The sequence below is a fragment of the Nocardiopsis sp. KDC1DS13DA1 genome, from assembly GCF_055632325.1.
This window is the reverse complement of record NZ_JBVMUY010000023.1, coordinates 71,700-94,990: the sequence shown is the minus strand read 5'-3', so window position 1 is coordinate 94,990 and position 23,291 is coordinate 71,700. Positions and strand designations below refer to the sequence as shown.

The 23,291-nt window shown below is 74.2% G+C and carries 25 protein-coding genes; 11 read left to right on the top strand and 14 right to left on the bottom strand.

The window, feature by feature from the left end; all coding sequences use genetic code 11:
• Positions 1-9 precede the first annotated feature (9 nt).
• From ACTVAJ_RS15840 to ACTVAJ_RS15830, 3 genes are read left to right on the top strand one after another with little or no spacing between them, the layout of a single operon-like run.
• Positions 10-693, top strand: coding sequence for a class I SAM-dependent methyltransferase (locus ACTVAJ_RS15840; RefSeq protein ID WP_470388923.1), 684 nt, complete (start codon positions 10-12; stop codon positions 691-693).
• A gap of 6 nt (positions 694-699) precedes the next feature.
• The gene (locus tag ACTVAJ_RS15835) at positions 700-2,508 is read left to right on the top strand and encodes an ABC transporter transmembrane domain-containing protein (RefSeq protein WP_470388922.1); all 1,809 of its coding nucleotides are present in this window, start codon (positions 700-702) and stop codon (positions 2,506-2,508) included.
• Positions 2,501-4,297, top strand: coding sequence for an ABC transporter ATP-binding protein (locus ACTVAJ_RS15830; RefSeq protein ID WP_470388921.1), 1,797 nt, complete (start codon positions 2,501-2,503; stop codon positions 4,295-4,297). Before ACTVAJ_RS15835 ends, ACTVAJ_RS15830 begins: the two co-directional genes overlap by 8 nt.
• Here the strand turns inward: ACTVAJ_RS15830 and ACTVAJ_RS15825 are convergent.
• On the bottom strand, positions 4,248-5,366 hold the full coding sequence (locus ACTVAJ_RS15825) for a hypothetical protein (RefSeq protein WP_470388920.1): 1,119 nt from the start codon (positions 5,364-5,366) through the stop codon (positions 4,248-4,250). The two genes, ACTVAJ_RS15830 and ACTVAJ_RS15825, sit on opposite strands and share 50 nt — an antisense overlap.
• Positions 5,366-6,499, bottom strand: a complete 1,134-nt coding sequence (locus ACTVAJ_RS15820; protein ID WP_470388919.1) for a hypothetical protein — start codon at positions 6,497-6,499, stop codon at positions 5,366-5,368. Before ACTVAJ_RS15820 ends, ACTVAJ_RS15825 begins: the two co-directional genes overlap by 1 nt.
• Before the next feature lie 386 nt (positions 6,500-6,885).
• Between ACTVAJ_RS15820 and ACTVAJ_RS15815 the strand changes: the two genes are divergently transcribed.
• The 4 genes from ACTVAJ_RS15815 to ACTVAJ_RS15800 all read left to right on the top strand — a co-directional run bounded on the left by ACTVAJ_RS15815 (position 6,886) and on the right by ACTVAJ_RS15800 (position 9,007).
• Entirely contained in the window at positions 6,886-7,635 is a 750-nt protein-coding gene (locus tag ACTVAJ_RS15815; RefSeq protein ID WP_470388918.1) for a DUF4386 domain-containing protein, read from the top strand.
• The gene (locus tag ACTVAJ_RS15810) at positions 7,628-8,152 is read left to right on the top strand and encodes a hypothetical protein (RefSeq protein ID WP_470388917.1); all 525 of its coding nucleotides are present in this window, start codon (positions 7,628-7,630) and stop codon (positions 8,150-8,152) included. Before ACTVAJ_RS15815 ends, ACTVAJ_RS15810 begins: the two co-directional genes overlap by 8 nt.
• A gap of 1 nt (position 8,153) precedes the next feature.
• On the top strand, positions 8,154-8,378 hold the full coding sequence (locus ACTVAJ_RS15805; RefSeq protein ID WP_470388916.1) for a helix-turn-helix transcriptional regulator: 225 nt from the start codon (positions 8,154-8,156) through the stop codon (positions 8,376-8,378).
• Positions 8,379-8,860: 482 nt separating this feature from the next.
• Positions 8,861-9,007 (top strand): hypothetical protein, encoded by a 147-nt coding sequence (locus ACTVAJ_RS15800; protein WP_470388915.1) that lies wholly within the window; start codon positions 8,861-8,863, stop codon positions 9,005-9,007.
• On the opposite strand, the gene ACTVAJ_RS15795 is transcribed toward ACTVAJ_RS15800, so the two are convergent.
• The gene (locus tag ACTVAJ_RS15795; protein ID WP_470388914.1) at positions 9,004-9,429 is read right to left on the bottom strand and encodes a hypothetical protein; all 426 of its coding nucleotides are present in this window, start codon (positions 9,427-9,429) and stop codon (positions 9,004-9,006) included. The two genes, ACTVAJ_RS15800 and ACTVAJ_RS15795, sit on opposite strands and share 4 nt — an antisense overlap.
• A 150-nt stretch (positions 9,430-9,579) precedes the next feature.
• Here ACTVAJ_RS15795 and ACTVAJ_RS15790 point away from each other — a divergent pair, with 150 nt between their 5' ends.
• Genes ACTVAJ_RS15790 through ACTVAJ_RS15780 form a run of 3 tightly spaced genes read left to right on the top strand, consistent with a single transcriptional unit; the run spans position 9,580 to position 11,881 of the window.
• A complete protein-coding gene (locus ACTVAJ_RS15790) occupies positions 9,580-10,230 on the top strand; it encodes a DUF998 domain-containing protein (protein ID WP_470388913.1) in 651 nt (216 codons plus the stop codon).
• Positions 10,209-10,643: a YciI family protein gene (locus ACTVAJ_RS15785; RefSeq protein ID WP_470388912.1), complete on the top strand. Its 435-nt coding sequence runs from the start codon at positions 10,209-10,211 to the stop codon at positions 10,641-10,643. Before ACTVAJ_RS15790 ends, ACTVAJ_RS15785 begins: the two co-directional genes overlap by 22 nt.
• Entirely contained in the window at positions 10,640-11,881 is a 1,242-nt protein-coding gene (locus ACTVAJ_RS15780; RefSeq protein WP_470388911.1) for an RNA polymerase sigma factor, read from the top strand. The genes ACTVAJ_RS15785 and ACTVAJ_RS15780 overlap by 4 nt, the downstream gene beginning before the upstream one ends.
• Before the next feature lie 13 nt (positions 11,882-11,894).
• On the opposite strand, the gene ACTVAJ_RS15775 is transcribed toward ACTVAJ_RS15780, so the two are convergent.
• A complete protein-coding gene (locus ACTVAJ_RS15775; protein WP_470388910.1) occupies positions 11,895-12,305 on the bottom strand; it encodes a RidA family protein in 411 nt (136 codons plus the stop codon).
• 82 nt (positions 12,306-12,387) lie between these two features.
• On the opposite strand from ACTVAJ_RS15775, the gene ACTVAJ_RS15770 reads away from it, so the two are divergent.
• Positions 12,388-12,765, top strand: coding sequence for a winged helix-turn-helix transcriptional regulator (locus ACTVAJ_RS15770; RefSeq protein WP_470388909.1), 378 nt, complete (start codon positions 12,388-12,390; stop codon positions 12,763-12,765).
• A 63-nt stretch (positions 12,766-12,828) separates the two neighbouring features.
• On the opposite strand, the gene ACTVAJ_RS15765 is transcribed toward ACTVAJ_RS15770, so the two are convergent.
• From ACTVAJ_RS15765 to ACTVAJ_RS15720, 10 genes are all read right to left on the bottom strand, one after another.
• A complete protein-coding gene (locus ACTVAJ_RS15765) occupies positions 12,829-13,113 on the bottom strand; it encodes a DUF397 domain-containing protein (protein ID WP_470388908.1) in 285 nt (94 codons plus the stop codon).
• A 171-nt stretch (positions 13,114-13,284) separates the two neighbouring features.
• On the bottom strand, positions 13,285-15,033 hold the full coding sequence (locus ACTVAJ_RS15760) for an ABC transporter ATP-binding protein (RefSeq protein ID WP_470388907.1): 1,749 nt from the start codon (positions 15,031-15,033) through the stop codon (positions 13,285-13,287).
• Positions 15,030-16,163 (bottom strand): hypothetical protein, encoded by a 1,134-nt coding sequence (locus ACTVAJ_RS15755; protein ID WP_470388906.1) that lies wholly within the window; start codon positions 16,161-16,163, stop codon positions 15,030-15,032. Before ACTVAJ_RS15755 ends, ACTVAJ_RS15760 begins: the two co-directional genes overlap by 4 nt.
• A complete protein-coding gene (locus ACTVAJ_RS15750) occupies positions 16,163-16,804 on the bottom strand; it encodes a flavoprotein (RefSeq protein ID WP_470388905.1) in 642 nt (213 codons plus the stop codon). Before ACTVAJ_RS15750 ends, ACTVAJ_RS15755 begins: the two co-directional genes overlap by 1 nt.
• A complete protein-coding gene (locus tag ACTVAJ_RS15745; protein ID WP_470388904.1) occupies positions 16,801-18,243 on the bottom strand; it encodes a SagB family peptide dehydrogenase in 1,443 nt (480 codons plus the stop codon). Before ACTVAJ_RS15745 ends, ACTVAJ_RS15750 begins: the two co-directional genes overlap by 4 nt.
• Entirely contained in the window at positions 18,240-19,418 is a 1,179-nt protein-coding gene (locus tag ACTVAJ_RS15740; protein ID WP_470388903.1) for a hypothetical protein, read from the bottom strand. Before ACTVAJ_RS15740 ends, ACTVAJ_RS15745 begins: the two co-directional genes overlap by 4 nt.
• On the bottom strand, positions 19,415-19,945 hold the full coding sequence (locus ACTVAJ_RS15735; RefSeq protein ID WP_470388902.1) for a hypothetical protein: 531 nt from the start codon (positions 19,943-19,945) through the stop codon (positions 19,415-19,417). The genes ACTVAJ_RS15740 and ACTVAJ_RS15735 overlap by 4 nt, the downstream gene beginning before the upstream one ends.
• Positions 19,945-21,378: a hypothetical protein gene (locus ACTVAJ_RS15730; RefSeq protein ID WP_470388901.1), complete on the bottom strand. Its 1,434-nt coding sequence runs from the start codon at positions 21,376-21,378 to the stop codon at positions 19,945-19,947. The genes ACTVAJ_RS15735 and ACTVAJ_RS15730 overlap by 1 nt, the downstream gene beginning before the upstream one ends.
• Positions 21,375-22,004 (bottom strand): TOMM precursor leader peptide-binding protein, encoded by a 630-nt coding sequence (locus ACTVAJ_RS15725; RefSeq protein ID WP_470388900.1) that lies wholly within the window; start codon positions 22,002-22,004, stop codon positions 21,375-21,377. Before ACTVAJ_RS15725 ends, ACTVAJ_RS15730 begins: the two co-directional genes overlap by 4 nt.
• The gene (locus ACTVAJ_RS15720; protein WP_470388899.1) at positions 21,983-23,263 is read right to left on the bottom strand and encodes a YcaO-like family protein; all 1,281 of its coding nucleotides are present in this window, start codon (positions 23,261-23,263) and stop codon (positions 21,983-21,985) included. The genes ACTVAJ_RS15725 and ACTVAJ_RS15720 overlap by 22 nt, the downstream gene beginning before the upstream one ends.
• Positions 23,264-23,291: the final 28 nt, after the last annotated feature.

The following is a 23,291-nucleotide window of genomic DNA, read 5'->3' as shown; positions in this document are numbered from 1 at the left end:
AGGCACAGCATGAGCACCGCGCCCTACGACGGGTACGCCGAGGCGTTCGCCTCAGCCGCCGAGGACAACGCCTACAACGCCCACTACGACCGTCCCGCGGTCCTGTCGCTCATGGGCGACGTGCGAGGGCGGCGCGTCCTCGACGCCGGCTGCGGTCCCGGCCTCTACGCCCGGGAGCTGGTCGCGCGCGGGGCGCGGGTGACGGGCCTGGACCACAGCGCCGACATGGTCAGGGTGGCCCGCGCGCACCTGGGGAGGGCGGCGGAGGTCCTCCAACGGGACCTGGCCGCGCCGCTCGACCTTCCCGACTCCTCCTTCGACGCCGCTCTGATCGCACTGGTCATCCACTACCTGCCCGATCGGGTGGCCACCCTGCGGGAACTGCGCCGAGTGCTGCGACCCGACGGTTTCCTGCTGCTGTCGACCAGCCATCCGACGGCGGACTGGATGCGTGACGGAGGGGGCTACTTCGAGGAGCGCCACGTCGACGACCAGTGGGACTGCGGTCTGCTCAGCCGGTTCTGGCGCCAGCCGCTGGACCGCTGGTTCGACGAGTTCCGCGCCGCGGGGCTGCGGGTGGACCGGTTGGTGGAGACCCGCCCCCAGGAGTCCATGCGCGAACGCCACCCCGAGGAGTACGAGCTGCTCAGCGGGCAGCCGGGTTTCATCACCTTCCGCCTGGTCCGGGGGTAGCGCGTGGTGTCGGCTTCCCGGGGCTCTCGGTGGGGCCGGGCCGCCCTCCCGCAGTCCGATGACGGGGCCCGGCCCGGCCCCCTGCCTCCGGTTCGACTCCTGCTGTGGTTCTACGCCCGCCAGCGGCGTCCGCTGTTCCTGGGCGCCCTCGCGGGCACGGCCTGGATGGGTCTGCTCGCGCTGCTGCCGCACGTCGTGGGACGCGGCGTCGACGAGGCGCTGGCGGGTGGGGGCGGAGGGGCCCGGCTGTGGGTCTGGGTCGGGTTGCTGGCGGCCGCGGCGCTGGTGATCTGGCCGCTGACCCTTCTGTCGACCTCTCTGGTCACCCTCAACGAGCTGGGCCTGGCCTTCCGCGTGGTGCGCGTCGTCACCGATCACGTGACCAGGGAGGGGGCGCTGGTTCCCCGCCGCCTGGACACGGGCGAGGTGGTCGCCAACATGAGCACCGACGCCCGGGTGGTCGGCGACTCCAACGAGATCTTCACCCGGGCCGCGGGCGGGCTGCTCGTGTTCGCCTCCGTGACGCTGCTGATGTGCGGGCTCTCCCCCCTGCTCGGCGGTCTGGCGTTGGCCGGGCTGCTGTCCCAGTTCCTCCTGCTGGGGCCGCTGGTGACCTCCCTGCAGAAACGGATCCACACCTACCGGCTCCAGGAGGGGGAACTGCGCACCGCGGCCGCCGACATCGTGTCCGGCCTGCGCGTGACGAAGGCGATCGGCGGCGAGGACGTCCTCGCCGACCGCTACCGCGCGCGCTCGCGCGGTCTGCGTGCGCTCGGGTTCCGTACCGCTCTTCCGTTGAGCCTGATCAGTGGGCTGGAGACGCTCGTGGCCGGCCTGTTGCTGGTGGCGGTGGTCGGCGTGGCGGGCGACGCCGTCGTCCGAGGGGACCTCACGGTCGGAGGTTTCACCTCGGCCTTCGGTTACGCGGTCTTCCTACGGCTGCCGATGAGCGACTTCGCCCTGGTCGCGGGGAAGATCGCCCGCGCCCACGCGGCCGCCCGGCGCATATCCGCCCTGCTCTCGGTGCGGGCGGACCGCGCGGAACGGGTCCTGCCCGCACCCGACGTGCGCGCGGAGATCCACGACCCCGACACGGGGCTGACCATCTTTGCCGGGGCCATGACCGCGGTCGTCTGTGACGATTCCGCGTCCGGGTTCGCGCTGGTCGGCAGAATCAGCGGCGACACCGTGTCCCCTACGGCGTGGGGCGGCGTCGAACTCCACCGGATCCGCGGTTCCGACCTGCGTGCCCGCCTGCTGCTGGCCACACCGGAGGACGAGTTGTTCGAGGGCGCCCTGGCCGAGGCGGTGGATCCCCGGGGCGCGCGCGGTGCGCACCAGGTCGACGCCGCACTGTGGTCCGCCTGCGCCGGTGACGTGGTGGAGGCCGTCGGAGGGCTCCAGGGGTGGGTCGAAGCCCGGGGGGACAACCTCTCCGGAGGACAGCGCCAGCGGCTTCGCCTGGCGCGGGCGCTGGCGCACGACCCGCCCGTCCTGGTCCTGACCGACCCCACCTCCGCGCTGGACGCGACGACCGAACACCTCGTGGCCGAGCGGCTGCGCGACCACCGGAGGGGCAGGACCACGGTCGTCCTCTCCCTTGCTCCGCCGCTGCTCGACCGCGCGGACCGTGTCGTGTTCCTCCGGGAGGGGAGGGTCCGGGCGAGCGGCACCCATCGTGCGCTCCTGGCCCAGGAGCCCGGGTACCGGGCCCTGGTCGACCGCTCCTCCCCCCTTCCCGGGATCACCGCCGCCGCGAACGCCCCGACACGGGAGAGGAGCGGGCTTGTCGAGGACGACGCTGCCCGTGGCTGACGCACGGACCACCTGGCGGGCCGCGCTCGACCTGCTCCGGCTGGAGAGACGGGCCGTGTTCACGTCGGTGCTGTTCTACGCGATGGCCACGACCGCCTCCCTGGCTCCCGCGTGGATGGTGGGCAGGCTGGTGGACTCCCTGCCCGGGGCTGGGAGGGCCGCCGCCATCGCGGTGGTGGCCGTTCTGTCCGTGCTGTTGGTCGCCCAGACCGGGCTGGTCGTCCTGTGCCGGGCCATCGTGGTCCGGCTCAGCGAGCGGGCCATGTGCCGTCTACGGGAGGGGTTCGTCCGCGACACGCTGCGGCTCCCTCCCACGCGGCTCTCCGGCGGGGACACCGGGGAGTTGATGACGCGCAGCACCGACGACGTGGCGGTGCTCAACAACGCGCTGCGCAACGCGGCCCCGGAGGTCCTCCTCGCCTCGGTCACGATGGTCGTCGTCGGCGTCGGCCTGGTGCTGACCAGCCCGTTGATGTCCCTGGCGTGCGTGGTGGCCGTGCCGTTGGTGGGCCTCCCCGCGCGGTGGGCCCTGCGCCGGGTACGTTCGCGCCAGCTCGCCGAACGCGCCGCCTACGGGGCGATCGCGGAGAGTCTCGCCTCGACGGTGCGCGGTGCCCGCACCGTCGAGGCGTTCGGGCTGGAGGAGGTTCGGGTGCGCCGGGCCGAGGCGGACCTGGAGGAGATCCGTACGACCGCCCTGCGGGCGCTGCGCCTGCGGCAGGTGCTGTTCCCCGCCATCGACGGAGGGATGGCGGCGGTCCTGGCCTGCGGGATGGCCCTGGGCGGCCTGTTCCACGCGGCCGGGTGGGTGAGTGCGGGTGAGGCGGCCACGTGCCTGCTGCTCATCCGCCAGCTCTCCGAACCCGTCGCGACCCTGGTGATCTGGTTGCAGCGGTTCATGGTGGGCGGGGCCTCGCTCTCCCGGGTGCTCGGCGTCGCGGGAGCCGCCGGCCCCGACACGCGACCTGCCCGGGAGCCCGGGGGTACGCCCCCTTCCGCGACGGTCCGGAGCTGCGCGTCGGGCCTCCTCCCGGCCGGTTCCCCCGCCATGGAGGCCTGTCCGGGGCCTCCCGCCGTCGAGTTGCGCGCGGTCGAGCATTCCTACGGGAGGGCCCCGGTGCTGCGCGGGGTCGATCTCACCGTGCACCGGGGCGAGTTCCTGGCCGTGGTGGGGCCCTCCGGTTCGGGCAAGACCACGCTGGGCCGACTGCTGTGCGCGAGCGAGCGCACCCGGGCCGGTGAGGTCCTCATCCACGGCACTCCCGTCACGGAGCTGTCCTTGGAGGAACGCCGCCGCCGGGTGCTCATGGTCTCCCAGGAACAGCACGTCTTCCACGCCACGGTCGCCGACAACCTCCGGATGGCCCGCGCCGCGGCCACGGAGTGCGAGCTGCGGGACGCCCTGGACCGGACCGGGGCGCTGGACTGGGTGCTCTCCCTGGGACAGGGAGTCGACACCGTGGTCGGGGGGCGGGACCGGTCGGTCACCCCGGAGGTGGCACAGCGGTTGGCTCTGGCCCGCGCCCTGCTGGCCGCACCGGAGGTGCTCATCCTGGACGAGGCCACCTCGGTACTGGCCCCGGCGGCCGCGCGGCGGCTGGAGGACGCGGTCGTGCGCGCCCTGCCCGGCGGAACCATCATCGCCGTCGCCCACCAGCTGCACACCGCCCACCGCGCGGACCGGGTGGTGGTGCTCCGCGACGGACTGATCGCCGAGACGGGGCACCACCGTGACCTGGTCAGGGGCGGCGGGGTGTACCAAAGTCTGTGGGAGGACCACCTGGTGTGACAGCCGCCCCGGCACCGAAGGCCAGGCCGGCGCCGGCCAGGGAGACCATCGCGTCAGCCAGAGCCGGGTCCCCGGCCACGGCCGGGGCGACGGTGCGCAGAGCGCCCGGACCCAGGGTGGACATGGCCCGGGACACCGACGAGGGCGAAGGCTCCCCCCGGTCGGGGAGAGGGGAGAACACGGCCAACGCCGCCGCGACGGTCCACAGCTCGTGGACCAGACCGTAGCCCAGGGCCCCCTCCAGGGTCCGGCCCTCCCGCCCGTCCAACCAGGAGTCCAGCCCGCTGACGAGGTCGGCGTGGGCCGTGCCCGCCCGCTCCAGCTCGGCCCGGACGAGGGACACGTGGCCGTCGTGGCGGCGCGCACCGGCGTCCCAGCGCACCATCGCCGCACGGGCACGGCGCCAGCTGACGCACGGAACCAGGGGCGGAGCCGCCAGGATCTCCTGACCGAGCCCCTCCCGGGGACGGGCGAGCAGTGCGGACCGTCGGGCACCCATCGCGTGGTCGTTGCCCACGAGGCTGCCGTCCCCGTCGTGCTGTACGAGGTTGGGCACCGTGACGAACGCGCTCCGCCCGCTCGCCTCCAGGAAACGGGCGATCGCCTCGTCGTCGGGCTCGTCGGGGGCGAGCCCGTCGATCGCCTCGACGAGCGCGCTCGCCGTCTCCGAGGGCAGGACCAGACCGACGGTCGGAACGTAGGAGTCGACGCACTCGGCCAGACCGAACCCGCCCAGCGCGCCCCAGCGCACCATCGAGGCGGTGCCCGAACCCCACTCGCAGAACAGGGACACCGGCGGTTCGGGGTGGGCGCTCAGCAGTGTGACCAGGGAGTCCGTCATCCCCGCCACCGGGGTCGCGTCGTCCTGGAGCACGAGGTGGTGGGTGCTGCCCGGGGCCACCGCGGACCACGCCGCGCGCGCGGTGCGCAGGGTCGCCGGCGGACCGTGCGGTTCGGGGTCGAAGACGACTCTGGGAGCGAGTTCCGGCAGTGCCGCGGCCAGCGCGCGGGCGTTCGAGGCGCGGCTCGGGTGGGCCATGATCGCGCAGGACAGGCGGATGTCGGACATCAGAGCTCGCCTTCGGGCAGGTCCAGGCCCGCTCCCAGTTCGAGCGCGGTGAGGGTCAGGTCGACCAGTTCCTCCTCCAACGGCTCCAGGGAGGGGGCGTCGACGAAGGCACGCAGCGCTCCGGGAACGTGTGTGTACAGGGCCCGTCGCACGGCGGGCACGCGGATCCGTTCACGGAGGGTGCCGACACTGCCCGGATCGGCGTGTTCCTGAACCGTGCCCAGGGCCACCGCGGTGTTCCACACCCCCTGGAGCAGGTCCGGGCTGACCGAATCGGCCAGGGCGGCGTGGCCCGCGGTGGACTCCAGCGCCCGGAGCGAGGCCTTCGCGTCCAACCCCCAGGACTCCAGGACGTGTTCGGTGGGGCGGTGGGAGGAGGGGACGTCGTCACCGGTGTCGATCACCACCGCGTTCCCCGTGTTCCAGGCGTAGAAGGGAAGGAGCTCGGGCAGGTCGAGCACGGACGCGTCGAAGTCGACGCCGCCCTCCGCGCTGAAGCAGACCGAGCGCCGCACCCCCTGGGCCGTGTTGCCGGTCAGGCTCGGTAGGTCGCCGTGCTCCACGAGGTTGGGGACCATCACCAGGGTGCGCACCCCGCCTTCCCGCAGCAGACGCAGGACGGCCTGGTCGTCGGCTTCGCCTCGGCCCGCGTCCGCGCGCATCCGCCGCGCCATCGCCGCGGTCACGCCACTGGGCATCGCCAGGGCGAGGGAGGGCATGTAGGGATTGATCACCGGGACAGCGCTGATTCCGGAGAATACCGCCATTCTCGCCAGGACGGCGGTGCGGGAACCCCATTCGACGAAGAAGGACAGGGCCGCTTCCGGATGTAGTCGGCAGCATTCCAGAACGGAAGCGGAGAAATGCTTCGTCAGGAGCGTGTCGTCCTGGAGGAGGAGATGATGGGTGCTCTTGTCCGGTGTGGCGCGGGAGAGCGCGGCGGCCGCGGTTCTCAGCGAGTCCCGTGGCGCTTCCGGCTGGGGGTCGAAGACCACTTCGGCGCCGGGGAGCGAGAGCTCCGCCAGCACACGTTCGGCCTCGGCGCTCCTGAGCGGATGGGCCATCACCGTCGAGGTGAGGGAGGGGTGGGGCAGATTCGCGCGGCGGGTTCGGGTTCTTTCCTCAAAAGTCATCGCCTCAGTTTATTGGGTGGGGCAGTCGGGGTTTTCTCAGTGCGCCGTTTTCCTCGGGTCGGCTGGTCGTAGCCGTGCGCCGACCGCGGGAAACCCCCGGTGTCGGCAGGGAGTCGCTGGTGGGTGGGTCAACGACCGGGAGAATCCGCCGTGCCAATGGCACGGATGCCGCCCCACCGTGTTGCGCTGACCCGCGGGCGCGGCGCGGAGCACGCCGGAGGGCCGACCCGGGGCGGAGGAGGGGCGGGGCCGGGGGCGGCGGAGTTCCTGTGCGGCCACAGGTGTGAGGGCCCTTCCCCGCCAGCGGGCCCCGCCGCATCGGTCACGACGATCAGTCATGTCCAACTTTCTTGACATGAGGTCAATCCTTCTTTACATTCCTTGTCATGTCAAAGATGCTTTACATCGCAACGCGGCAGGGGCTGCACTCCACCGTGGGAACCGCCCGGCTGACCGGCCTGGCCTACCTGGGCCTGGCGGTCACCGGCGTGCTCGGCTTCATGCTGGCCCGCCCCCGCCTGTACGTCGCCGACGACGCCGCCGCCACGCTGGCCAACCTCGTGGCACACGAGGCCCTCGCGCGGGGCGTCGTCGCGCTGGAGCTCGGAATCGTCCTCACCCAGGCGCTGGCCGCCCTGCTGTTCTTCCGGCTCTTCCGCCCGGTCAGCGGCTTGGCGGCCGGTTCCGTGGCGGCCTTCGGCCTGGTCAACGCCACCATGATCCTCACCAGCGCCGGGCTTCTGGCCACCGCCGGACACGTCGCGCTCGACGTGCCGCTGCCGACCGCGGCCGACACGCAGACCACGGTCCAGCTCCTGTACGTCGCGAGCGGATACATGTGGGACGTCGCCGCGCTGTTCTTCGGCCTGTGGCTCATCCCGATGGGCTGGCTCGCCCTCCGGTCGCGGTGGATGCCGCGCGTCCTCGGCTGGACCGTGGTGGCGGGCGGCGTCGGCTACGTGCTCAGCGCCTTCCTCGGCTACCTTGTACCCGACATGGCGCTGGCCAAGGAGATGCTCACCGTTCCGGCGGCGGTCGGCGAGTTCTGGATGATCGGCTACCTCCTGGTCCGGGGCGTGAGCCCCAGGGCCACACCGGAGGACGCCGACCCCGCGCGGGCGGGCGTGGATGGCTGATCCGATCGGGACGGACGGCGCCGCCGGACACCGCGCCGTCCGCTCCGACCGCCGCCAGGCGTGTCCCGGCAGGATCGGTGCCAAGAGAGGTGGAGTGGACGTGTCCTACGAGGAGAAGGGCACCTGGGCCTTCCTGACGGCCTCGGTCGCGGTCTACCTCGCCTACGTGGTGATCGTGCTGGCCAGGGCCGCCGACCCCATCACCGAGACGGCCTACCAGTGGCCGCTGCTGTGGTCCATCGCCGCCTGCGTCGCCGTCGCGGTCCTCCTGCGGGTCCTGATCGAGATCGTCCGGCCGAGCGAGAGCCACCGCGGTGATCCCCGGGACCGGGAGATCGCCCAGCTGGGCGTGCTCCGCTCCTGGGGGTTCCTGATCGCCGCGGCCCTGGCCGCACTGGGGATGTCCCTGGCCGAGGTCGCGCACTTCTGGATCGCCAACGTCCTCTACCTCGGCTTCGTCCTCCAGGCGGTCACGGGCGCGGTCGTCGGCCTGGTCGCCTACCGGCGGGGGTTCTGAGGTGGTCAAGCCGACGCGGGTCACCAACCGCATCCGTACCCTGCGGTTCGAGCACGGCGAGATGACCCAGGCCCAGCTCGCCGACGCGGTCGGGGTCACCCGGCAGACCATCATCGCCATCGAGCGGGGCCGGTACTCGCCCTCGCTGGAGATGGCCTTCCTCATCGCGCGGGCCTTCGGGGCGGGCCTGGACGACGTCTTCCAGTACCCGGACGAAGCTCCCTGAGCGTCCGCCGGTCCCGGGCTCCGGTCAGCCTCGCACAACCAGAAGGGCCCGAAGGAGCGTCGCCGCGCTCTTCCGAGCCACACGAACCGACCTTGCCGTCGGGCCCGGCCCTGTCGGCCGGTCGGCAGTACTCGACAGGGGTTCGATCGCGACGTGAGCCGACTTCCTACCCGCCCGCATGTCCCGTCCCTCACCCCGGTGCCCGTCCCCGCGCGTCCGGTGACCGCAGCCCCTTTGCGCAGTCCAGGGAACGAGGGGCTGTTTCGTGGAAGTGGGTGTGCGGGTGGGCCCGCTCTGGCAGGGCCGTGTTCATGGCCGGTGGCCATGAACTCTCCGATGCCGAGTGGGCCCACCCGCGCCGCCGCACGATCAAAGCGACCATCGCCCAACCCCGTGACCAGTGCGAGCACCGATGACGCAGGGGATCGACGGGCGGGCGGCCCCCGGCTTTCGACCAGGTGGCCTACCGCGGCCGGAACGCGGTGCAGCGGTGCATCAACCTGCTCAAGCAGAACCGGGCGATCGCGACCCGCTACGACAGGCGGGCCGCGATCGTCGACGGCACTGTGCCGGTGGCCTCGATCCGGATCTGGCTCCGCGACCTGGACCGTTCACAAAACAGTGCCTAGGCGCGGGTCATGGTGGAGTCGTAGCCGCCCCCGCCGGGGTAGACCCACGCGCCGGTGACGGTGGAGCCGTCCGCGGAGAACTCCCCCGTGAAGTAGGCGGGGCCGCCCCGGACACCTCCCCAGATGGTCAGGGTGTCGCCGGCCAGCTCGTAGACGTAGTCCAGGGTGTTGCCCTGGGAGTCGTAGAACCGGGACACCACGTCGGCGCCGACCGGCTCGCCGAACGGGTGCAGGTTACCGATGACCTCCAGGCCGGTGACCGGCTCGCCGAACTGGGTGAGCTCCACGTGCTGGAGCAGGAAGAACCCGCCCTCCATCCACTCGTACCGCACGGTGCCCTCGGCGCCGCCGGTCACCGCCCAGGTGCCCACGAGCCGGTCCAGGACCGTGACCGCTTCGTTCGGCCGGGTGTTCTCGTTCATGCCGTCCTCCTCGATCGGGGTTCCACTGACACCTCGGGGCCGCACTCCGCTTCCTGACACACTCTCGACGTGATCCAAGTCACAAATTTTGGCTGTCGGAATCCGGGAGGCGGCCCCGAGGTACCGGCGAGAACCCACTGAGGAGGTCCCATGAGCACCGTCACCGACACCCCGGCCGCCAACGTTGCCGACCCCCGCCCCGCGCGGCGCCTGCTGACCGCCGGCGCCCTGGCCGGGCCGGTCTTCTTCGCGTCGGCCCTCACCCAGATGCTCACCCGCGAGGGCTTCGACATCACCCGGCACCCCATCAGCCAGTTGGCCACCGGAGATCTGGGCTGGGTGCAGATCGCCACGTTCGTGACCGCCGGGCTCGGCGCGCTGGCCCTGGCCGCGGGCACCGCCCGCACCCTCACCGAAGGTCTCGGACGGCGGGCGCTGCCCGTGCTGATCGCCGTCTTCGGGATCGGCCTCGTCGCGGCCGGGGTGTTCACCATGGACCCCGAGTACGGGTTCCCGGTCGGCACCCCCGAGGGGCCGGCGGCGCAGATGTCCTGGCACGGCGTCGCCCACTCGGCCGCCGCAGCGGTCGCGTTCACCGCGCTGGCCGTCGCCGCCGCCGTGCTCGCCGTCCGCCACGCCCGCCGCCGGGCGGTCCTGCCCGCCGTGCTGGGCGGGGCGGCCTCGCTCGTGCTGTTGTTGCCGATGTCGCCGGACCACATGAGCGTGCAGATCGCCGTGAACGGCCTGGTGGCTTTCACCTGGGCGACCGCCGTGGCACTGTGGCTGCGCCGCGCGGCCTGAACGGTCGCCGTGCCCACACCGCCACCGGAATCGAGGACACCGTGAAGTACCTGCTCCTGGGCTACACCCCGGCCGACGCCTGGGACCCCGCGATCGCCGACACGCCCTCCCAGGACGCGCTCGACGCGTTCGCCGCCTACCAGCGGCTCGAGAAGGAGCTGTTCGACAACGGCGAACTGGTCGCCACCGAGGGCCTGGGCCACCCGGCCGTCAGCACGACCGTCCGCCGCGCCCCGGAGGGGGTGGTCGCCACCGACGGGCCCTTCGCCGAACTCAAGGAGGTGCTGGCCAGCTTCGCCGTGATCGACGTGTCCGGTCACGAGCGCGCCGTCGAGATCGCCTCCAAGATCGTCGAGGTGCTCGGGGAGCCGGTGGAGGTCCGGCCGATCATGGGCGAGGACTTCGCGGCGTGAACCCCGAGATCGAGCACCTGCTGCGGGCGGAGGCGCCGCAGGTGCTCGGCGCCCTGGTGCGACGCCTGGGGCGCTTCGACCTCGCCGAGGACGCGGTGCAGGAGGCCCTGCTGGCCGCGAGCCGGTCCTGGCCGCGGGAGGGCGTCCCCCGGGAGCCGCGGGCGTGGCTGATCCGGGTCGGCTACCGCCGCATGGTCGACCTGCTCCGCTCCGACCGGGCCCGGCGCCTGCGCGAGGAGAGGATCGCCGCGGCCGAGTCGGCGCTGCGCGGCCCCGGGCGGTCGGCGCCCCCGGCACCGGAGGGCGACGACAGCCTCACCCTGCTCCTGCTGTGCTGCCACCCGGCGCTGAACCCCGCTTCCCAGGCGGCCCTGACCCTGCGCGCGGTGGGCGGACTGACCACGGCCGAGGTCGCGCACGCGTACGGCACCACCGAGGCCACCATGGGCACGCGCATCGCCCGCGCCAAACAGCGGCTGGCCGAGGCGGGCGCCAGGTTCACTCCGCCGACCGACGAGGACCTGGGGCGGCGGCTGGCAGCCGTGATGCAGGTGCTCTATCTGGTCTTCAACGAGGGCTACACCGCCACCACCGGGGAGAAGCTGTCCCGCACGGACCTGTCGGGCGAGGCGATCCGGCTGGCGCGGATGCTCCGGGACCTGCGGCCGCGGGACGGCGAGGCGGCCGGGCTCCTGGCCCTGATGCTGCTCACCGAGGCGCGGCGCCCGGCCCGCACCGGGGCCGGCGACGCACTCGTCACGCTGGACGACCAGGACCGCGGCCTGTGGGACCGCGACCTGATCCGGGAGGGGACCGCTCTGATCGACGCCGCATGGGACCCGCGGGAGGCGGGACCGTACCGATTGCAGGCGGCCGTCGCGGCCGTGCACGCCGCGGCCCCCTCCCCGGAGCGGACGGACTGGACCCGGATCGCGGTGCTGTACCTGTGGCTGGAGCGCCTGGCCCCCGGCGCCCCGGTACGGCTGGGCCGGGTGGTGGCGGTCGCCCGCGCCTACGGCGCCGAACGCGGACTGGCCCTGCTCGACGACCTCGACCGGCGCCACGGCCTGGAACAGGACCCGCTGACCCGTCAGCGGTACCCGGCCGTGCGCGCACACCTGCTGGAGACGACCGGGGACACGGCGGCCGCCGCCGCGGCCTACCGGGTCGCGGCGGCGCTGGCGACCAACCCGGTCGAGGAGAGGTACCTGCTCGATCGGGCGGCCCGCCTGGTCTGACGCGTCCGTGCGGTCAGTCCAGCAGCGCGGTGGCCTCCAGTTCGACGAGCACGTCGGGCTCGAAGAGGCGGTCCACGCCGATCAGCGAGGCCGGGGGCATCGGACTCGGCAGGCCCAGCTCCGCCGACGCCTTCTCGACGCCCTCCATGAACGCGCCGATCGTGTCCGGCGTCCAGTCGGTGACGTAGAAGGTCAGACGCAGGACGTCGGCGAAGGTCGCCCCCGCCCCGGCCAGGCCGGTGGCGGTGTTGCGCAGGACGTGGGCGACCTGCCCGGCGAGATCTCCGGGGGCCAGCGGGGAGCCGTCGGCGGCGCGGGCCACCTGGCCGCTGACGTGTACGTGCCGGGTGCCGGTCCCGACGGCGACGTGGTGGTAGGGGGCGGGCTGCAACATGCCCTCGGGGGTGAAGTGGCGGACGGCCATGGCGGTCTCCTCGTGACGGGTGCCGAAGTGGTTTACCCTTGGTACCTGGTAGCCAAAGGAAACTTCAACGAGACCAGGTGTCATGACCGATACCGCCCCCCGGGCCCACGACGCCCTGGAGATCACCGCGCCGCACCGCGAACTCCTGGACCAGGTCCTGGACAAGTGGTCGCTGGAGGTGCTCGCCGTGCTGTGTGAGCGCCCGTCCCGGTTCAACGGGCTGCGCCGCGCGATCCCCGCAGTCACGCAGAAGTCGCTCACCGCCACCCTGCGCCGCCTGGAGCGCAACGGGATCGTGGAGCGCGAGGTGGTCGCCACCCGGCCGGTCGCCGTGGAGTACCGGATCACACCGCTGGGCAAGTCGATGCGCGGGCCGGTGGAGGTGCTGCTCGGCTGGATCGGCGAGCACACGGCCGAGATCGAGCGGGCCCGCGAGCGCTTCGACGACGCCGGGGGATGATGCCGGGCATGGGGAAAACCCCGGTGCGGTGCTCCGGGGGTCGTTCGCGTCCGTGCGGGGGTTTCAGCGCTCGGTGCGCAGCAGCGCCGCCCACTCGGCGGCGGTGAAGCTCAGCGTCGCCCGCTCCCGGTTCTGCGTGTCGCGGACGTCCGCTCCGGTGCCGTGTTCGCGCACTTCGACACACTTGGAACCCGAAGTGCTGTCAGTAGGCCCTGTCGTCGAGCACCCGGTCCGGGCGGGTGCGCGGCCACCCCGTGCTGCGGGGCGGACGCAGAGCCCTCGTCGACGGCCCGAACACCGGACCGTCCCCGCCCCGGGAACGCGCACCGCCCAGGCCCCGGCAACCATCCACCGTGTCCTGCTCGCCCCGGCCCCCGGCCCCCGACGCCCTGGCCGCGCTGCGAGCGATCGCCGCAGCGTTCCTGGGCCGGTTGGGTCGGGACACGGTGCCCGACGCGCTCCGGTGGGTGTCGTATGGGGCGTTCACCCGCCCGCCCGCCCGCCCGCCGACGCGGGAGGCTAGCGGACCAGGTCCTCATAGGCGTCCGCGACGCGGGCCCGGCCGCCGTCCACCACGATGATCCGGTCGGCCGCGGCCACCGTCGACAGGCGGTGGGCCACGACCAGCACGGTGGTACGGGTCGCGGCCTCCTCGATCACCTTGCGCAGCGCCCTCTCGTTCACGGCGTCGAGCTGGGAGGTCACCTCGTCCAGCAGGAGCACCCGGGGCGAGCGCAGCAGAGCGCGGGCGATGGCCACGCGCTGCCGCTCCCCTCCCGAGAGCGTCGTGCCCCGGTGGCCGACCCGGGTGTCCAGGCCGCGGGGCAGCCGGGCGACGAGGTCGGACAGCTCCGCCAGCCGCACCGCCTCCGCCAGCCGCTCCTCGGACGCGGCGGGGTCACCCATCACCAGGTTGTCGCGCAGCGTCCCCGCGAGCACCGGGGCGTCCTGTTCGACGTAGCCGATCGCGCCGCGCAGCGCGTCCAGGGGCCAGTCGCGGACGTCGACGCCGCCCACCAGGACGCGGCCCCCGTCGGGCTCGTAGAAGCGCTCGACCAGGGAGAAGAGCGTGGTCTTCCCGGCGCCGGAGGCTCCGACCACCGCCGTGAGCCCAGGACCCTCGGCGCGGAAGGAGACGCCCCGGTGCACCGGGGCGGCACCCGGGCCGTAGGAGAAGGACACACCGTCGAACTCCACCGTCAGCGCGCCGGCGTCCGCAACGCGGGCGGCGTGTGCGGAGCCGGGCACCGCGACCTTCCGCGGCCCCGGCTGCTCCTGGTCGACGGACAGGCTCTCCTCGACGCGGTCGAGGGCGGCCAGACCGCTCTGCACCTGGGTGACCGCCCCCGTGAACATCTGCAGCGGGGAGGAGAGGTAGAAGAGCAGGAGGACGTAGGCGACCAGGTCGCCGATCCCCAGCTCCCCCGAGGCGACCCGTGCACCGCCCAGGCCGAAGACCACCAGGTAGGCGGCGTGCTGGGGCAGCCAGGTGGAGACCATCATCGACGACTGCCAGGCGACGACCTCCATTCCGGCCCGACGCGAGCGGTCGTTGGCGCCGTCCAGGAGCGCGAGTTCGCCGTCCTCCGCCGCGTTGGCCTTGACCGTGCGCAGGGCGCCGAACATCCGTTCCAGGTGGCCGCCCAGGTCCCCCAGAGCCCGTTGGGAGGCGTCGAAGGCCCCGCGGACCCGGGGGACCACCGCGCGCATCACCGCCGTCACGCACGCCAGCGCGGCGGCGGTGACGGTGAACAGTAGCGGGTCCATCCAGGCGAGCAGCGCCATCCCCGCGCCGAGCAGGAGCCCGCAGGTGACGGCGTTGCCGATGGACGCGGTGGCCACGGTGCGCAGCAGCGTCGTGTCGGCCGTCATGCGGGTGACCAGGTCACCGGGTCTGAGCCGGTCGGCCTCCGGAACACGGATGCCGACGAAGGCCCGGATCAGGCGCCCGCGCAGGGCGTGCACGAGGTTCTGGCCGGCCCGGTCGATCAGGTAGTAGCCGCAGGCGGTGATGAGCGCGCCGCAGAACAGGGCGCCGGCCAGGCGCAGGATCGGTCCCCACGCCGGTCGGCCGGCCTGGAGGGCATCGATGACCGCCGCGGCGAGCAGCGGCTGGGTCAGTGACACGGCACCGCCCAGGAGGGACAGGGCGCAGCCGCCGACCAGCAGGCCGCGCTGGCCGCGGGTGTAGGACAGCAGCCGCCGCAGGCCCAAGACGCGCCCCGACACGCTCCCGGGAGCGGCGGCCCCGCCGGGTCCGCCGGTCACGGCCGTCCCCCCAAGGCCGTCACAGGGGCGGGCGCCCCCTTGGCCGCCATGTCGTCGAGGCGCCGCAGCAGGTGCGCGGCGACCTGCGCGCCGGTCGCCCACTCGAAGGCGGCGAAGGCGGAGCGGTCCCGTTCACCGTGCCGGTCCGGGCCCTTCCCGTGTCGGCCGCGCTCCATCCCGGCGCCCATGAGCCCCCACAGCTGCGCCGGGGCCGTCGAGTCGTCGCCGTGCGCGATCAGCCCCGCGGCCGCCATCGCCTCGACGCGGGCGGCGAAGGACGCGGGGTAGGGGCCCTCTGAGGAGGTCATTCCCAGCACCGGGACGCCGTTCCAGACCAGGTCGCAGGTGACGGTGCCGTAGGCGTTGACGATGACGAGGTCGGCGGCGGTGTAGTAGCGCTCCGGGGTGTTGGTCAGGCCCACCCACACGATGTCGTCGGACCGGTCGTCGGGGATGTCGCGGAAGGGTTCGGCCAGGACGAGGAGCCGGTGTCCGGGCGGGGCGTGCTCCAGCCACGTGTCGAGCACGGCGTGGGCGATGAGGCGGTTGCTGCGGGTGTTGGCGACCCCTCCGACGGTCAGCACCGCGGCCGGGGTGTCGGCGGCCAGGCCCAGGGACGCCCGGGAGGTTTCCCGGTCCGCGTCGAACTCGGCGACCACCTGCCCGAACGTGCGTATCGGGGCGGAGGTTCCGTGCGGCCCGGGGTGGGCGACCGAGAAGTCCAGGAGCAGGATCTCCCCCGCGTAGTCGAGGAAGCCGTCATCTTGGAGGCGGCCGCCGTCCTCGGAGAAGAACCAGTCGGTCAGCAGGATCGCGCGGCGCCGCCACTGGCGTGCGCAGAACGGGAGGGCCCACACCACCTCGTCGGCGACGACGAGGTCGGGCGGGTCGATCCGGCCCATCATCTCCCAGACCCGCCGGGCGGCGGCCGGTGACATGTCCTCGTGGTCGCCGATGCCCATGTCGGTGAACGGCTCGCCGTACATCTCCAGGTAGCGGGCGGCGCTTCCGGCGGCCAGGACCTCGATGTCGACGTCGGGGCGCCGGGCGCGGATCTCCTTGATGACGCGCAGGTCGCGGGCGGCGTGTCCGAAGCCGTGGCCGCGGACGACCATGAGCAGGCGGGGCATCACTGGGTCCTCTCGTCTGGAGTGGTGGGGGCGGTGCCGGCCTGTCGGCTCCGGAGGATCTCCAGGGTGCCCACGACGGCGGCCAGCGGGGCCGCGCCGTGGCCGTCCCTGCGTCCGGTGGACCAGCTGCGGACGGGCACCGGCGGCAGGACGGCGAGGTTGTGCCGGGCGTCCAGGGCCTGGATGTGCCTGGCGATCACCGGGGTGTCCCAGCCTCCGGGAGGGACCGCCGGTGCCACCGCGATGGGGGCCGACATGCATTGCAGGGCCAGCAGGGCGGGGCTGTCGCCGAGTCCGAGCGCGAGTCTGGCCAGGAAGTTGAGGCTGGCGGGGACGACCGCGGCGGCGTCGGCCCACTCGGCCATGACCACGTGGGCGGCCTCGGATACCGGCCCCTCGGGCCAGAGGTCGGCCATGACCTCGTTCCCGCTGATCAGACCCAAGGCGGTGGGGGTGACGAAGCGGTGGGCCGACCGGGTCATCACCACCCGCACCTCCAGGTCGGGGAAGGCCGTTCTCAGCCAGGTGAGGTCCTGCGGGAGGTAGGCGGCGTTCATCGAGCCGCCGACGACGAGCAGCAGCCGGGAGAACCCGATCGGCGGCAGGGGGCGTTCGCCGTGTTCCGGCGGGGCGCTCCTCACAGCGCCCCCCGGGAGCCCAGGACGATCCCGCCGACGGGCGCCTCGTCGAGCGGGTCGCGCCCGGTCGCCTCGGCGAAGGCGGCGGTGTCGCTGGGGCCGACGGCGCAGGCGGCCAGACCCGCAGCCTCGGCGCTCAGATAGACCGACTGGGTGACCACACCGGCGTCCTTCAGCGCGAGGGTGTGGGCGATCTCCCGGTACTTCCAGCTCAATCGCTGGAAGCGCACCGCGAGGGTGATCACCACCTGCGGGACGTCCGCGGAGCCCAGAGCCCGGTAGGCGTGGTCGATGAGGGGGACCAGCGCCCGCGGATCGGTGCCGAGGGTGATCAGGGCGTGGGCCGCGGGGTCGTAGCGGTGGACACCGGGGGCAAGGCCGGTGCAGCGGCGCACCGTCACGTAGTACTCCAGCGCGTGGAGGGCGCCCGCGCCGGGTACCGGGCGCAGGGCGTGTTCGGAGCGGGAGGCGTCCGTCCCGTCCCCGACCTGCGCGACGACCCGGCCGACGCGGTACAGGACCTCGCCGACCTGGGCGGCGGTCACGGGGGGATCCCCGAAGACCCGGACGGAGCGGCGGCGCTCCATGACCTCGGCGAGCGGCGGGTCGGTCCGGCGCAGCCGCGCCATGTCCGGCCGGGGCAGCGGCCGCGCGGGGCCCTCGGCGGGGGCGAGCGCGGGCGGTGGGAGGAGTCCGGCGGGGGGACCGTCCTCGTCCGGCGGGAGCATGGCGCTGCCGACGCGTCCCCCGTGGGTCCACACGTCGTGGAAGGTGCGTCCGAGGTGACCGGGCGCCCCGTCCTCGGGGAGTCCGCCGTCGGAGTCGGCCGGTGCGACCAGGCCGAGGCCGATCATCAGTCGGAGCAGGTCGGGGGCGCCCGGGTCGGGGCAGTGCGCCAGCGCCTCGGCGGGGGTGCGCGGGATCGCGAGCGCGGCGGGCAGCGCGGCGAGCACGGGGCGGTTGAGGGCCACCCGGCAGGCGGCGGCGGGGGACTCCAGGAGCACGGTGTCTCCGGCACGGCGCACGGCGGCGAACCGGGAGAGGCGCAGGCGCCGCCCGGCCGGCGGGGCCGGCGCAGGCCGGTAGCGTCCGAGCCGGGAGGCGAGCCGGGCCTGCGCCGCCTCCTCACCGTCCTCGCCGACACAGACGACGGCGACCAGCCCCGCCCCGAGTAGGCGCAGGAGTTGCGCCTCGACACGTTCCGGCCCGGCGGCGGGGACGAGGGCGGCGGCCTCGCCGAGGAGGGTTTCCCAGGCGACGGGTGTGTGCAGCAGTTCCAGCAGGGCGGCGACCGCGCCGTCGGGGTCGGGGATGCGGGCCGCTCCCGTCAGGACACCGGGGATGCGCAGGGCGCCGCTCCGGGCCCCGGAGACGTGGACGTCCCCGTGCCCGCCGTCCGGGGGTGCGACGGTCACACCGGAGGCCGTGCGCAGGGCGATCATCGCGGGGGTTCCTCTCGTGCGTGGCGGTGTCCGGCGCGCACCGCCGTGAGCATCAGTTCGGCCAGCGGTTTCTCGAACCGCTCCAGGTCCGCGCGGTCGGCGTAGGGGTGCAGCGCGGCGCGGGGCAGGGTCGAGAAGGAGCGCCGGACGACCGGGGCGCCCAGGGCGGTCTCCAGGTCGAAGGGGTCGCGGAGGGGGAACGGGTCGGGCGGTGCCCCTCCCTCCGGGGCGACCGCCCGGGCTCCGACCAGGGCCAGAGCCATCCCGACGGTGAAGGCCGTCAGCCAGAGCCGGACGAGCACCTCTCCCCCGAGGTCGCCGTGGCGGCGCCGCCACCCGGCGACGCGGACGCGGGCCATCGCGTCGGCCCGCACCGGGTCGGCGCCCACGGCCCTGATCCAGTCGGTGGCCGTGGTGAGGGACCAGGGGAACTCGTCGGGTGCCGGGGCGGGGCGGCGGAGCGCGCAGAACGGCCAGGAGGGCGCGACGGGTTCGGTGTAGTGCGAGAAGAACGGGACGGCGTCGGGGAGCAGGAGCGTCTCGCCCCCCGGGAGAAACGGGACGTCGTCGGCGAAGCAGACCGAGTGCCGCGGCCCCTGGAAGTCGTTCCCGGTCAGGCTGGCGGGGGCGGCGTGCTCCACGAGTGTGGGGACGCGGCACAGCGTGCGCACCCGCCTCTCGTGGAGGAAGGAGTACAGGGACACGTCGTCCTGCGGTTCCCACGTGTCGAGGTGGTCCCGCGCGACCTGCCCGAACTCCCGGGCGAGCGCGGCGGGCAGGACGAGGGCGACGCTCGGAACGTAGGAGTCCGCGACCTCCGCCCACGCTGCACCGGCCAGGGCGGTCAAGCGCAGGCTGTGGGCGGTGATCGACGTCCACTCGGTGAACAGGGACAGGGAGGCGTCGGGGTGGGCGCGGACGGCCGCGAGCACCCGGGGGAGGAAGTCGGCGCAGGGGACCGCGTCGTCCTGGAGCACTAGGTGGTGGGTGGCGTCCTCGGGGACCGCGGCCCAGGCGGCGGCCGCCGCCCGCAGCGCGGACGGTCCGTCCTGGGGCCGGGGGTCCAGGACGACCCGGGCGTCCAGATCGGGATGCCGGGCGGACAGAGCCTCGGCCAGGACGGCCCGCCTGGGATGGGCCATGATCGCCGTGGACAGCCGCACGTCCGCGCTCATGACACCTTCTCCACTGTCACCGAGGACAGGTGGACGATCCGGGTGTCCGCGGCCGGGGGCAGCGGCCAGGGACCCGTCGACTCGTCGACGGCGGCACCCGGCTCCGCGGCGCGCATCCACCGCACCAGGGTCTGCGCCGCGACCCCGGACGCGAGGCAGTGCAGCCGGAAGGCGGCGGCCGAGGACGTGGCCGCGCCGCCGAACAGCACGGCGGACACGGCGCCGGGCCGGGTGGGCAGACCGGTCCGGGGTTCCCGTCCGGAGTCCGCCGGGAGGAGTTCCGCCCCGTCCCAGCGGTGGAGGCGGTGCGGGTCGCCCGGCGCGACGGACAGCAGGGCGCACACCTGGAGCCGGGCGATCGGCTCGGCCGCCCGGAGCGCGGCCGAGATCCCCCGCGCCCACATCCCGGGGCCGGGCACGGCGTCGCCCACCGATGTCAGCGGGAGCGCTCGGCCCCCGTGCGGGCCTGCGGAGGTGTCGAGACCGGCCGCGTCGGCCCGGAGCCGGTGTTCGATGACGTAGGGCATCAGGCCCGCCTTTCGCTGTGGACACCGATAACCGCCGCCGCGTGCTCGCGGGCGGCGTACAGCTCCAGCAGCTCCGGAAGGCGCTCGTCGACCGTCGGAGCGAGGAGCAGGTGGAGTCCGGCGGCTCCGGCGGCCGCGGTCGCGCGGGCCACCGCCCGGCCGGCGCGCAGGTGGGCGCGGCGCATCGCGCCCGCACCGTGGTCCGGGGTCAGCCGCCCCGAGGCCGCGACGACGACCAGGACGGCGTCGGGGTCCGGTGGGAGTCCTTCGGGAAGGAACGGCCCCTCCAGGTCCGCCCGTGTCGCGATGAGTGTTCCGTCGACGGGCGCGTACCGGTAGAGGGGATGGGACAGGCCGCGCGCTCCCAGCAGGTAGGTGTCGACGGCGTGCCCGGCGTCGCAGGCCGCGACGAGCGCGGCCAGGCCGCGCGGCAGCGGCGCGTCGGCGAGCGCGATCCGGGGCGAGGTCGCCAGGTCGGAGTGGCGCCGCGGCCCGCGGTCGGGCGGCGGTCCGGCTCCGGCCCAGGGCACCTGTCGGCCGAGCCACTCCAGCCGTGCCAGGAGGACCTCTTCGTCGGTGCGGCCGCCCACGGCGCAGGTCGCGCACCCGGGGTCGGGGACGAGTGCCGGACGGTCCTCGGCGACCCCGTCGGAGCCCGGGCGCAGGACGCGGTGTCCGGTGAGCGGGTCGGCCATCCCCGTGAGCAGCGCGACCGCCTCGGCGACGGCGAACCCGCAGGCGAGCAGTGCACCGTCGGCGGTGAGCGGCGTGCCGTCCGCGTCCGGGGACGCGGCGCGCAGGCACACGGGGCAGGCGGTCGCCCCGGAGAGCAGCAGCGGACCCACCTCCGGCCGGTCGCGGGCGCCGCCGACCCGCAGGACGGGAACGCCGAGGGGTCCGTAGGCATCGTAGGCCTCCTCCAGGCGCCGCCCTCCGTCGTCGTGGACGATCGCCAGGTCCGCACCGCCCGCGGCCTCGGGCGGTGCGGTTGCGCCGACGACGGCCACCCTCGCGACACCGGTGGCGCGCAGGTCGGCCGCGATCTGTTCGCCCAGGGGCGGGGCGGCGTGCACCGCGACCTCGGCCGCGTCCAGTGGGCGGGGGCGGTCGGTGTCCGGGAGGCCGCGCGACAGGAAGGCCGCCGCGGGGTCTCCGGGGGGCAGGGAAGCGGGGGTGGGGCGGCGCAGGAGACCGGCGCGGCCCAACACCGCCGCGGCCTGGGCGACATGCGCCGCGGGCACCCGCAGGAGCGCGGCCGCCTGCTCCGCCGTCGTGGCGCCGTCGAGCAGCGGCAGCAGGCGCGGGAGCAGGTCGCGGGCGGCGCCGCCGGTGAAGACGCGGCGGACCCCGCCTCCCTCGACGATGAGGTCGTCCCGGCCTTCGATGACCGCCAGTCCGTCGGAGAGCGCGGGCAGGGGGGCGTCCTCGGTCATCGGGCCGCCTCCGCCGTGCGGGGGCGACCGGCCGCGAGCGCCAGGGCGGCCGGTGAGAAGGCGCCGCCCCAGCGGTCGTCCGCGCCGCAGCGCCCGCATCCGTGGCGGGCGACGACGTTCGCGTAGACGATCCGGGCGCCGAACAGATCGGCCATGGCCACCCTCCCGGGGCTGGGTGAGCCCAGTTCACGGCGGATCAGCGCCTCGGCCGTGCGCACGTGGTGGGGCAGGTGGCCGCGGACACCGAGCGCGTCGTCCGCTGCGTAGGCGTCGAGCACCCGGCGGCGGGTTGAGTACAGGGGGTCGTGCTGGGAGCGCCGCCACAGGAAGCAGCGGTGGCAGGGCCCGTCGGCGGGGGCCGTCCACGGGCCGACCGTGAGCAGGGGGTGGTCGATTCCGGCCGGGAGCCACGGGGTCCCGCGTTCGTGGGAGACTCGGTCGAACGTCTCGCAGAGGTCGGGTTCGGGCCGCCAGGTCACCAAGACGGTGGGGCGCGGTGCGGACTGTTCGACGCGTTCGGGGTCGACGGGGGTCGCGCCGGCTTCGACGAGGCGCCGTTGGACGGCGCGCCCGAAGTCCCCGACGGCGGCGACGGCGACGTCCGTCAGGCGAAGGGCTGCGGCCACGGGTTCTGCTCCTTTTCCGGGTGGGCGGGGAAGCCCATGCGGGGCGGGGCCTGCATGAGCCGCGGATGGCCGCGGAACTGGCCCAGCGGCAGCAGGGACATGGGCTGGAGGTCGGGGACGACCACGGAGACCGCGGTCAGGCCCTCGGCGCGCAGTTCCTTCGTGGTGCGGTCCACGCAGAGGACCTGGGCGCCGATGGCGTCGAGCCGTTCCAGAGCCTCCGCCAGCGCGGCGCGCGGGTCGGGGGGAAGCGGCCGGGGTCCCGCCGACGGAGGGCGGGCGGCGAGTCCGTCGGTGAGGAAGGAGAACGCGTGGGCCCGGTCCGGATGGCCCATGTAGCGCGCTCCGTCGGTGACCGCGCTGAACGCGCCGAAGTCCGTTTTGACGTCCTCCTCGCCCTGGGTGCTGTGGCGGATCGTGAAGACCTCGCAGAGCGCGCGTTCGACCGCCTCGGACAGGTCCCCCCCGGTACCCGCGCCGACCAGGTGGGCGGCGGCCGTGTCGTGCGGGGAGTGCTGGAGGACGTAGGCGGTGGGGATGCCGGTGTCGGTGGTGGCGTCGAAGACGTGGGTGTCCAGGAACCGCCGCCGGCCGTGGCGGAGCAGGTAGGCGGACCGCTCCCCGATGGCCTCCGGGGCCGCGGGGCGCAGCGGCAGGCGCTGCAGCCAGGTCAGGGCGACGGCGTCGCGTTCGACGACCTCCAGGAGCCCGCCCAGGACGGCCCGCACCGGGTCGGTGTGCACGGACTGGCCGGTCGAGATGCGGAACACGAAGCGCTCCTGGGGGAACGGGGACAGGCCGTAGCAGGCCATCACCGCGGGCAGCCAGGTGGGCTCCCCGGTCACCAGGTCGGTGCCGCGGATCCAGCGGATCTCGGCGGAGGGGTCCAAGGGGGCGAAGGGGCAGTCCGGGTGCGCGTACTCCTCGTCGGAGCAGCGGGGGATGCGGTCGAGGTCGATGACGGGGCCGTCGAGGTCGGTCGCCCGGGCCGTCGTGGTCGTGGCCAGGGGGTAGGAGCCCGCGTAACGCTCGACGGCCTCGGCGACGGCGACCAGGCGGGCGTGCCCCTCGTCGTCGAACACACGGCTGGAACCGCCCTGGCCGTCGCCCGCGGCGTGCCCGTGGTCGTGGCGGTGGAGGTCGCCGCCCGGGGCCAGGGCGAAGTGGAGGCGGGCCAGGCCGCGGCCGGTGAGCACGGAACGCACCTCGGACACGACCCCGAGCGGGCCGACGAGCCCGGGAAAGGGGTTCTGGTTCATGAAACCGATCTTCGCCAGGGGAGGCGGG